This is a genomic window from Vogesella alkaliphila (genome assembly GCF_014652475.1).
Lineage (GTDB): Bacteria > Pseudomonadota > Gammaproteobacteria > Burkholderiales > Chromobacteriaceae > Vogesella > Vogesella alkaliphila.
On sequence record NZ_BMYW01000002.1, the window covers coordinates 381,421 to 392,725 of the forward strand.

General features: G+C 61.4%; 5 protein-coding genes. 1 reads left to right on the forward strand and 4 read right to left on the reverse strand.

Features of this window, described 5'->3' with window-relative positions:
* Positions 1-31: 31 nt before the first annotated feature.
* The 4 genes from IE100_RS05070 to gltB all read right to left on the reverse strand — a co-directional run bounded on the left by IE100_RS05070 (position 32) and on the right by gltB (position 9,421).
* Positions 32-2,860 carry a YjbH domain-containing protein gene (locus tag IE100_RS05070; protein WP_268245203.1) on the reverse strand — a complete coding sequence of 943 codons (2,829 nt, stop codon included), beginning with the start codon at positions 2,858-2,860 and terminating at the stop codon, positions 32-34.
* 83 nt (positions 2,861-2,943) lie between these two features.
* Entirely contained in the window at positions 2,944-3,213 is a 270-nt protein-coding gene (locus IE100_RS05075) for a hypothetical protein (protein WP_189373023.1), read from the reverse strand.
* Between the two features lie 266 nt (positions 3,214-3,479).
* Positions 3,480-4,895, reverse strand: coding sequence for a glutamate synthase small subunit GltD family protein (locus IE100_RS05080; RefSeq protein WP_189373024.1), 1,416 nt, complete (start codon positions 4,893-4,895; stop codon positions 3,480-3,482).
* 80 nt (positions 4,896-4,975) lie between these two features.
* Positions 4,976-9,421, reverse strand: a complete 4,446-nt coding sequence (gene gltB, locus IE100_RS05085; RefSeq protein WP_189373025.1) for a glutamate synthase large subunit — start codon at positions 9,419-9,421, stop codon at positions 4,976-4,978.
* Positions 9,422-9,675: 254 nt separating this feature from the next.
* Between gltB and IE100_RS05090 the strand changes: the two genes are divergently transcribed.
* Positions 9,676-11,157: a phospholipase D-like domain-containing protein gene (locus IE100_RS05090; RefSeq protein ID WP_229800231.1), complete on the forward strand. Its 1,482-nt coding sequence runs from the start codon at positions 9,676-9,678 to the stop codon at positions 11,155-11,157.
* The last annotated feature ends 148 nt before the right edge of the window (positions 11,158-11,305 follow it).

An 11,305-nucleotide genomic window follows, 5' to 3' on the forward strand; every position in this document is an offset into this window, starting at 1 on the left:
GTCGAAAATAAAATAAACAAATAATTGCCGATCAATAACGGGCGTTAATAGTCACCCCAGCCTTACTCCGACCAAAATCAAATACGGTCTGGTAACGACTATTTTGATGCTGTGCCGTCCACAGCCATTGACCCACTACATGGCCTAGCAAACCACCGGCCACAGTGTCAGAGAGCCAGTGCTTTCTACCGGCTGTACGCCCCAAGGCGGCGGCGGTTGCGACCCCATACAACCATGGTGCATCGTATTCGCTGGCAAACGGCGTCAGTGTCGCAAAAGTGATAGCAGCATGATTGGAAGGAAAAGAACTGTCCTGACGAGATTTACTACCAGAAATACGCCCCCAGTAGCCATTATCACCTTCTGGCCGACTACGTCCGACGGCCTGCTTCAACAGCATGCTACTCGCACCAGCTGCTAACGCCGATTGCAGGCTGATGAAGCTAGTATTTTGCAAGCGTTCATCCCCCAAGGCCAAAGCCATGCCGACACCACCTACGGCAAGCCATGGAGCCGCGTTACCAAAGCTGTTCCACGCTTTGAATCCTCGGTTGTCCTGACGTTGACTAATCAGGCTATCCCATCTTTTATCGCTCAGTGAAGCCAGGGCAATCGCCCCGCCAGCCAACAGCCCACCTTTGACCAATGGAGGCAGCTCGGGAAAGACCCGAGCCGAATCCTCCAGCCGCAACTTGATATTGGGCCACGGCGTAAAGCGCTCGATGGGCTGATCCACTTCCGGCCGTCCACTCTCGGAGGAGTGTTCAGCAAAGTTGCCAAGGCCATCGAAGGCTTGGACTTGCTCTCGGTCATCCTCGATCAAACCGTACAAATCTCCCGGACTTGCCACCATTTGCCCTACATCGCGAGTCCATGGCGAGATCGAAAAACTGCCTTTCGAACGCGAATCGACAGTCAGCATCGAATCGAGAGGAATCGAAATAAAAATCCCTTTGTCGTTATAGGGAGAAGAAGGGGTTCCCGGACTAGTAATATCTTTACCATCCGTGCGGGTATACCAAGCTCCGATTTCCACATTGGAGCGAAAGCGGCGCTTGAACTCCAGACGAATCCCGTTATCCTTGGCCAAAAAGCGCCCTGCGCGAGCCGTGGCGGTTACACCATATGGCAGTCTATAGTGTAACGAGGCTAGGGAAGTGATAGTTTGGTAATCCCTCATACCGAACCATCCCTTGAAATCTCGTTGCCGAACCGCATCCATGCTGATGTCTGCCGCCCAGCGCAAACCAGACGGGGCAAATAAAAGCTGCCCCCCCGCCCCTGCAAACATTTCTTCATAGAGGCCGACCGAGGCACGGGCATACCAATCGGGGGCAGGCTTGTAGTACTGATTGAGCACAGCCTTGAACAATTTGACCTTGCCGCCACGTTTGTATTCGGCGACGTCTGAGCGGACATGCGGCAACAAGCTGTTTGAGGATTGTTTTACATCGCTGACATCTTCCAGCACCGTTGCGCCCACGCTGGTATTCAAGTAAAGCCCCTCGCCCAACCGCCGATCGATATTACTGGCCATGCTGAGGTCGTAATGCAGGGCGCCACTAGGGTCGTTGAAGTAGAAGCCCAGTTTTGGAGCAATCTTGAATCGGTTAAGCAGCGAATCCTGTTTCCGTAATTGCACGATGTCCCCATCTTCCGATAGCAAGACGGAGAGATTAGCTTCTTCGGACAGTCCTGTTGCCAGGGAGGCATTGTCGTGACCATGCTCGATTCGATCCTGAGGCCCTCCGGATCGGACAAGGACGAATTCGTTAAACCGTTCGCGGTGGATCTTGCCAGCCAGATAGTCACGCAAGGTAGCCATATCGAAGAACTCGTAGGTGGCCACAGGTAGATCAAGCTCGGTATAGGTGACCTTGATGGTGCGCGTTTCTAGCGGTGCAAAGTAGAGCGCGGTGCGTACCGCACGTCCAACAGCACGCCCCACCTCGGAAATACGGCTATTACCCAGATTCAATATGAGTGTGCCACGGCGATACGCCATGCTAACCAAAGTGTAGTTCTGTTTTTGCAAAGCTTGTTGCAATGCTTTTGCGTGCTCTGGATTCGAGCGCCACTCCTCCCCAGTAGGACGAACTGGAAGCTCGGAGGGTGCGTAATAGCCCGGTTCAGATATCTTGGGAACAAACTCGCGCTCATTGAGTGGAATGTTCACCATGGCATTGAGGCTGCTATGGCTTTGCTGGTACGCAGCCTGCATGGATAGCCAGCCCCAGCGGTACTCCACCCCCGTCTTGAGACCTGCCTTGCGCCCGCGAGCAAAGGTCTCGCTGGCACGAAAATCTTCTTGATAATTGTTGGCATCGTACTCTGCCAGCAGAGACCAGTTGCGATGCTGGGAAGGTGTCCAGCGAGCTCCGGCGAAGTGACCGTCTATACGATTTTTGCCATAACCCACCGTGGCTTCCACATCCCCCAGCTGTTTACTGGCGGCGATGTACTCTCCACGAAACAGGCCAGTACCAAACAAATCGGTACGGCCGACAGCAATGGCGGGGAAATAGTCACTCTCGGGTAACAGTTGGAGCTTGACATCAAATACCTTGTCTTTATAGCGACCATAATCACCACCGTACTCCGGATTATCAAACCCGCTGATACCCGCGATCCCGACATAGCGCGCCGTCCCCTGCAAGGCGGGCAGCAATGTTGCCGACGTCCAGAGTGAGCTATAGGGCTTGTCGAAGCTATAGCCAATACTCCATGTCCCATCCGCGCCAACATATGCGTTAGGCATATTAATATAGCCCTCTTGGCCCGAAAGGTTGGAAGCGCCAAACGCAAGGCTACAGACCAGAAATGGGGAACTACGACAAAACAGGACAAGAAATTTTGACACAGTGGGCTTTTATGATGCAAAGACAATAAAAGCCAGATGCCAAGTCAAACAGCATCTGGCTCGTCTTACAAGAGTAAGGCTGCTTAGTTGTGCGAGGTCGCAGAGTGGGAGGTCGACGAATCGGAATTCGACGATACCGCCACAGCAGCGGCCACAGCAGCACCGATAGCAGCGATCGTACCTACCGACAGTCCAGCGATGCCAGCAGTAGTACCCGCGGCACCAGCCGCAGCGGCAGAAGTGGTACCAGCTGCAGAAGAACCAGCCGCAGAGGTCGCCGCAGCGGGTTCAGCCGCAAAGGATTGGCCTGCGAGCAGACCAGAAATGAGAACCAACATCAGGGATTTTTTCATCTTAAAAGCTCCGTTTCTTGCAGACACTGAATACTAGACATGGTCAAGACCAGACTAACAACCCCCATTTTAAGCAAAATCAGGGAGTTATAGTATAGTCAACGTCATATTACACGAAAATTATAGGCAAATTAAATACTACTCTTTAATGGCCTTGCAGGATACATTGAGCAATACCAATTTTACCCCCTGCCCTAACCCATAATAACTCAGCAAAAAACCCGTCTAACGACGGGTCTCCAAACAAAATAGAACAACTTCTTGGCTTACCACTCCTGCAGGTAGCTCAGCATCCCCTCCGCCGCCTGGCGCCCCTCGAACACTGCCCGCACGACCAGATCGGCGCCGCGCACCTGGTCGCCGCCGGCGAAGATCTTCGGGTTGCTGGTCTGGTGCTTGAACGGCTGCTTTTCCGGTGCCACGGTGCGGCCGCGCTTGTCGGTCTTGATACCGGTATGGCCGAACCAGTCTGCCGCCTCGGTCTGGAAACCGAAGGCGATCACGACGTGGTCGCACTCGATGACTTGTTCCGAGCCTTCGACCACCTCGGCAGCACGGCGGCCCTTCTCGTCCGGCGCCCCCAGACGGGTTTCCGCCAGGTGCAGGCGCAGGCTACCGTCGGCGCCTTCGCCGATGCCCAGCGGCTGTCGGTTCCACAGGAACTCGACGCCCTCTTCCTTGGCATTGCCGACTTCGCGCTTGGAGCCCGGCATGTTGGCCTCGTCGCGGCGGTAGGCGCAGATCACGCTCTTGGCGCCCTGGCGGATGGCCGTGCGGTTGCAGTCCATCGCGGTGTCGCCACCACCCAGTACCACCACGCGCTTGCCCTGCATCGACAGGTGCGCCTCGCCTTCCGGCAGGGTGCCCATGCTGTGGCGCACGTTGTTGATCAGGAACGGCAGCGCTTCCAGCACACCAGGCAGATACTCACCGTCGAAGCCGCCCTTCATGAACTTGTAGGCGCCCATGCCCATGAACACCGCGTCGTACTCTTCCAGCAGCTCGTCGATGGTGACGTGCACGCCGATCTCGGTGTTGAGACGGAAGGTGACGCCCATCTCTTCCATGATCAGGCGGCGGGTCTTGATCACGCTCTTTTCCAGCTTGAACTCCGGGATGCCGAAGGTGATCAGGCCGCCGATTTCCTCGTAGCGGTCGAACACCACCGGCTTGACGCCGTTGCGCACCAGCACGTCGGCACAGGCGAGGCCGGCCGGGCCGGCGCCGATGATGGCGACCTTCTTGTCGGTCCACACCACCTTGGACATGTCCGGACGCCAGCCGGCCTTGAATGCCTCGTCGGTGATGTACTTCTCCACGCTGCCGATGGTGACGGCGCCGAAGCCGCCCTGCTCCAGGGTGCAGGCGCCTTCGCACAGGCGGTCCTGCGGGCAGACGCGGCCGCAGATTTCCGGCAGGGAGTTGGTCTTGTGCGACATCTCGGCCGCCTCGAACAGCTTGCCCTCCTTCACCAGCTTCAGCCAGTTGGGGATGTAGTTGTGCACCGGGCACTCCCACTCACAGTAGGGGTTGCCACAGGACAGGCAGCGCCCGGCCTGGTCGCCGGCGTCCACCGCGTGCAGCGGGGTGTAAATCTCTTTGAATTCGATCTTGCGCACCGCGGCTTCGACCTTGTCGCCGGGGTTGCGCGAGAGCTTCATGAACTGGAAAACGTCACCCATGATCATTCCTCCGTCCTTGCGGCCAACGTTGGCCGCAAGGCGTTCCTTTCTTGTTCGGGGGCGGACAGGCCGCCCGTCCCTTAGTCTTTCAGCAGGCTCTCGAGCTTGGCCGCCTTCGGTTTCACCAGCCAGAAATAGTCGACGTAGTCGTCGAAGTTCTCTAGCATCGCGCGCCCGGTTTCGGAACCGGTCAACTCGACATGCTTGGCGATCTTCTCCAGCAGGTAGGCGCGGTACATGCCCATCGCCTCGCCGTTGATCAGGTTGATGTCGATCAGCTCGTTGTTGTAGCGGTAGGCAAACTTCTCGGCACGGTCGAACACGAAGGCGAAGCCACCGGTCATGCCGGCACCGAAGTTGTAGCCAGTCTCGCCCAGCACGATCACGCTGCCGCCGGTCATGTATTCGCAGCAGTGGTCGCCCGCGCCCTCGATCACCGCCAGCGCGCCGGAGTTGCGCACCCCGAAGCGCTCGCCGGCGACGCCGGCCGCGAACAGCTGGCCGCCGGTGGCGCCGTACAGGCAGGTGTTACCGATGATGATGGACTCGTCCGGCTTGTAGGCGGCGTCCTTCGGCGGGTAGATCACCACGCGGCCACCGGCCATGCCCTTGCCCACGTAGTCGTTGGCGTCGCCTTCCAGCTCCAGGTGCAGGCCCGGCGCGTTCCACACGCCGAAACTCTGGCCGGCGGAGCCGCTGAACTTCACCTTCAGGCAGCCGAACGGCAGGCCGGCGGCACCGTGCACGCGGGCGATCTCGCCGGACAGGCGCGCACCGATGGAGCGGTGGATGTTCTCGATGTCGTAACGCAGCTCCAGCATCTGCTTATTGTGGATAGCCGGCAGCGCGTCCTTGAGGATCTGCTCGGCCAGCTCGCCCTTGTCGAAGGACGGGTTGGAATCGGTGACGCAGAAGCGCGGCACGTCATCCGGTACCGTGCCCTGCGACAGCAGCGGTGCCAGGTTCAGCTTGTGCTGGCGGTCGGTCACGCCGGCCTCCAGGTTGAGCAGTTCCATGCGACCGATCAGCTCTTCCATGTTGCGGGCGCCGAGCTTGGCCATCCACTCGCGGGTTTCCTGCGCGATGAACAGGAAGTAGTTCATCACCATTTCCGGCAGGCCGATGAAGTACTTCGAGCGCAGCTTGATTTCCTGGGTGGCCACACCGGTGGCGCAGTTGTTCAGATGGCAGATGCGCAGGAACTTGCAGCCCAGCGCCACCATCGGGCCGGTACCGAAGCCGAAGCTCTCGGCGCCCATGATCGCGGCCTTGATCACGTCGAGGCCGGTCTTCAGGCCGCCATCGGTCTGTACCCGCACGCGGCCACGCAGGCCGTTGGCACGCAGTACCTGCTGCGCCTCGGTCAGGCCCAGCTCCCAAGGGCTGCCGGCGTACTTCACCGACGCGAGCGGGCTGGCACCGGTACCACCGTCGTAACCGGAGATGGTGATCAGGTCGGCATAGGCCTTGGCCACGCCGGCGGCAATGGTGCCCACACCCGGCTCGGCCACCAGTTTCACCGACACCAGCGCGGTCGGGTTGACCTGCTTCAGGTCGAAGATCAGCTGCGCCAGGTCTTCGATGGAGTAGATGTCGTGGTGCGGCGGAGGCGAGATCAGCGAGATGCCCGGCTTGGAGCAACGCAGCTTGGCGATCAACGGGGAGACCTTGTCGCCCGGCAGCTGGCCACCTTCACCCGGCTTGGCACCCTGCGCCACCTTGATCTGCAGCACTTCGGCGTTGACCAGATAGTGCGGGGTGACACCGAAACGACCGGAGGCAACCTGCTTGATCTTGGACATCTTCTCGGTGCCGTAACGCGACGGGTCTTCGCCGCCCTCGCCGGAGTTGGAACGGCCGCCGAGGCGGTTCATCGCGGTCGCCATCGCCTCGTGCGCTTCCGGAGACAGCGCGCCCAGCGACATGCCGGCGGAGTCGAAACGCTTGAGGATGCTTTCCACCGGTTCCACCTCGTCGATGGAGATCGGGGTGATGCCGTCGAAGTTCAGCGTCATCAGGTCGCGGAACATCGCCACCGGACGGTTGTTGACCAGCTCGGCATACTGCTTGTAGGCGTCGTAGTCGGTGTTCTGCACCGCCTTCTGCAGCGTCATCACCACGTCCGGGTTGTAGGCGTGGTACTCCTCGCCGTGCACGTACTTGAGCAGGCCGCCCTGGGTCACCGGACGCATCGGGTTGAAGGCGAGTTTTGACAGTTTTTTCTGGTCGTCCTCGAAGTCGTCGAAGCCGGCGCCGGAGATGCGCGACACGGTGCCCTTCAGGCACAGTGCCACCACGCTTTCGTGCAGGCCGATGCCTTCGAACAGCTGGGCACCGCGATAGCTGGCGATGGTGGAGATACCCATCTTGGACAGCACCTTCATCAGACCCTTGTTGATGCCCTTGCGGTAGTGCTGCAGCGCCTCGTTCACGCGCAGGTTGACGTCGCCGGTGGCCACCAGGTCGACAATGCTCTGGTAGGCGAGGTACGGGTACACCGCAGTGGCACCGTAGCCGATCAGTGCGGCCATCTGGTGCGGGTCGCGCACGGTACCGGTTTCCAGCAGGATGTTGGACTTGCAGCGCAGGCCGGCGTCGATCAGCGCATGGTGCACGGCACCGGTGGCGAACAGCGCGTGGATGGGCAGACGGTTGGCCGCAATGGTGCGGTCGGACAGCACCACGATCACGGTGCCTTCCTGTACCGCTTCCACCACGTGGGTGCACAGCTTGCGGATGGCGTCTTCCAGGCCGATTTCCGCCGGGTCGTAGCACAGGTCGAAGGTGGTGGCCTTCAGGTAGGCTTCCGGACGGGTGGTGATGCGCAGGAATTTCTCGCGCGACAGCACCGGGCTGCGCACTTCCAGGCGCTTCGCGTGCTCGGCGGTCTCCTCGAACATGTTGCGCTCGGGGCCGAACACGGTGTTCAGCGACATCACGATCGCTTCGCGGATCGGGTCGATCGGCGGGTTGGTCACCTGCGCGAACTGCTGGCGCAGGTAGTCGAACGGCGAGCGCACCTTCTGGGAGAGCACCGCCATCGGGGTATCGTCACCCATGGAGCCGACGGCTTCCTGGCCGTCCTCGGCCAGCACGCGCAGGATCTGGTCGCGCTCTTCGAAGCTGATGTTGAACAGCTTCTGGTAGGTCAGCAGCTGCTCTTTCGGCCACGCTTCCAGGCCGGCGTCGTCCTCGATGGACAGCTCCAGGCGCGAACCGGCGTCCTTGATCCACTGCCGGTACGGCTTGGCGGATTTCAGCTGCGCGTCGATGTCTTCCGGATACAGGATCTCGCCGGTCTGCAGGTCGGCGGCGAACAGCTGGCCCGGCTTCACGCGCCCCTTCTTCACCACGTCTTCCGGCTTGTAGTCCCACACGCCCACTTCGGAGGCGATGGTGAGGATGTTGTCCTTGGTCAGTACCCAGCGCGCCGGGCGCAGGCCGTTGCGGTCCAGCATGCAGCCGGCGTAGCGGCCGTCGGTCAGCACGATGCCGGCCGGGCCGTCCCACGGCTCCATGTGCATGGAGTTGAACTCGTAGAACGCGCGCAGGTCCTTGTCGGTGGAGTCGACGTTCTGCCATGCCGGCGGCACCAGCAGGCGCAGCGCGCGGAACAGCGGAATGCCGCCCATCAGCAGGCCTTCCAGCATATTGTCCAGCGACATGGAGTCGGAGCCGTCGGTCTGCACGATCGGGCGGATGGCGTCCATGTCGATGTGCGGCGAGGACATGATGCGCTCGCGCGCTCGCGCCCAGTGGCGGTTGCCCTGCACGGTGTTGATCTCGCCGTTGTGGGCGAGGAAGCGGAACGGCTGCGCCAGTTTCCACTGTGGCCAGGTGTTGGTGGAGAAGCGCTGGTGGAACACCGCCAGGCTGGACTCGAAGCGCGGGTCGGACAGGTCGAGGTAGAACTTGTGCAGGTTATCCGGCGTCACCAGACCCTTGTACGACAGCGTGTGCGGCGACAGCGTCGGCAGGTAGAAGTACGGGTCATCGGCCTTGTTGGCCTTTTCCGCCTGGCGGCGGCCCATGTACAGGCGACGCTGGAAAGTCAGCTCGTCCATGCCGAACGGGCAGTTGACGAACACCTGATGGAAGCTCGGCAGCGACGCCAGCGCCTGCTCGCCACAGGCGGCGAGGTCGATCGGCACCATGCGGAAGCCGGCGACTTCCAGCCCCTGCTGCTCCAGATACTCCTTCAGCCGGTTGCGGCTGCGCTCGCCCTCTTGCGGGTGCGCAAACACCAGGCCGGCGGCGTACACTGCCTTGAGGGTGATGCCGGCTTCGGCGGCCACTTCGCGCAGGAAGCCGTCCGGCTTGCGAAACAGCAGGCCACAGCCGTCACCGGATTTGCCGTCGGCGGCGACGGCACCGCGGTGCGTCAGCTTGGCCAGCGAGGAAATGGCGGTATTCACCAGCCAGTGCGACGGCTTGTCGTCCAGTTGCGCGATCAAGCCGAAACCACAGCTGTCTTGCTCGAAGTCGGGGCTGTATAAGGTGCCCTCCAACCAACGCTGTCTGTCCATTCTAGGTCCCTGATTATAATGTGTAGCGAATGGATTGATTCTAAGGTCAAGATAGCTGACCTGCAACCGCTTTTTGTGCGACGCATTATCAACATAAAATCAACAACTTGCGTTGTTTTTATGCAAAAAAAATACAACGCAAACACCACAAAAGTTTATGTTTAAGAGACATCAACATTCAAAAACACGACCAGAACAAGCCACGTCTGACACCCTACAAACTACTGTGTAATGTATACAAAACAGGATAGGCAATGAGCATGCGCGACGGTCGCCCCGCCCCCACCACCAGCCTGTTCCGCCAGCTGGCCGAACAGGCACTGGCGCGCTCGGCCGGCGCCCCGCTGGTGGCCGGCAACCGCGTCGAACTGCTGTTCGACGCCGCGGCCAACTTTGCCGCCTGGCTGGACGCCATCGCTCAGGCCGAGCACTGCATCCTGGTCGAGATGTACCTGTTCGCCGACGACGACTTCGGCCGCCGGCTGCGCGGCGCGCTGCAGGACAAGGCACGGCAAGGCGTCAGGGTGTACCTGCTCTACGACTGGCTGGGCTGCTGGCGCGAACACTACCGCGGCTTTTTCAAGCCGCTGCAGCAGGCCGGTGCCGAGGTGCGGGTGTGGCAGCCGCCGTCCTTCGGCAAGGGCTTGCGCCTGCTGGGCCGCGATCACCGCAAGCTGATCGTGGTCGACGGCCACACCGCCTTCATCGGCGGGCTGTGCGCCAGCTCGCGCTGGAAGGACTGGCGCGATACCGGGCTGCGGCTGCAGGGGCCGCTGCTGGACGATGCCGTCACCGCCTTTGCCGACAGCTGGCAGCACGCCGGCGACGGCGCGCTACCGGCCGTCGTCACCGACCGCAGCAGCCACGGCGAGGTCGCCGCGCGCCTGATCGCCACCACCCCGGCCACCGCCAACCTGATGCGGCTGGATCTGCTGATCGCCGGCTTTGCGCGGCGGCGGCTGTGGCTGACCGACGCCTACTTCATGGGCACCAGCACCTACCTCACCGCCTTGCAGCAGGCGGCGCGCGACGGCGTCGACGTGCGCCTCTTGGTGCCGCGCGCCAGCGACATCGGCTGGATCGCCACCGTGTCGCGCACGCTGTACCGGCCACTGCTCAGCGCCGGAGTGCGGGTGTTCGAGTGGGACGGCACCATGATCCACGCCAAGACCGCGGTCGCCGACAGCCGCTGGGCGCGCATCGGCTCCACCAATCTCAACGTCTCCAGCTGGCTGGCCAACCGCGAGCTGGACCTGGCGATCGAGGACGAGGCGCTGGCGCGGCAGATGGAAACCCGCTTCCTGCACGACCTGGACCACGCCACCGAGATCGTGCTCAGCGGCCAGCACCTGCGCCCGGCGCTGAAACACGCGCGCGGCGCGCGGCGGCGTCTGCCGGTGCGGCAGCAGGCGGTGGTCGGGGCTGCCGCCGCCGCGCGCCAGGCGCTGCGCATCGGCGATGCCGTCGGCGCCGCGGTGCGCGGCACCCGCAGCGTGGAGCAGAGCGAGGCCGCCTCCTTCCTCAGCATCGCGCTGACCCTGCTGGGCCTCGCGCTGCTGGTGCTGCTGTTTCCTTGGCTGGCGGCGCTGCCGCTGGCGCTGCTGCTCGGTTTTGCCGGCGTCTCGGTGCTGCTGCGCGCCGCCACGCTGTACCGCCGCCGCTGGCAAAAAAAACAACACTCCGCCGCCCCCGCCAGGCCGGACAAGCCGCCGCCGGACGATGATGTTAAGCCTTGATTTTGCGATCATCCGCCGCGCCCCGGCCGGCCTTGCCCGGAGTCGTATTACGACGAAATGACAGCGGCGGCGGGGGCGTGATACTGCTGTGCAACATCTGCACCGCCATTGCCGCTACAATGCGCGCTTTCTTGGGTTATTCGAAGGT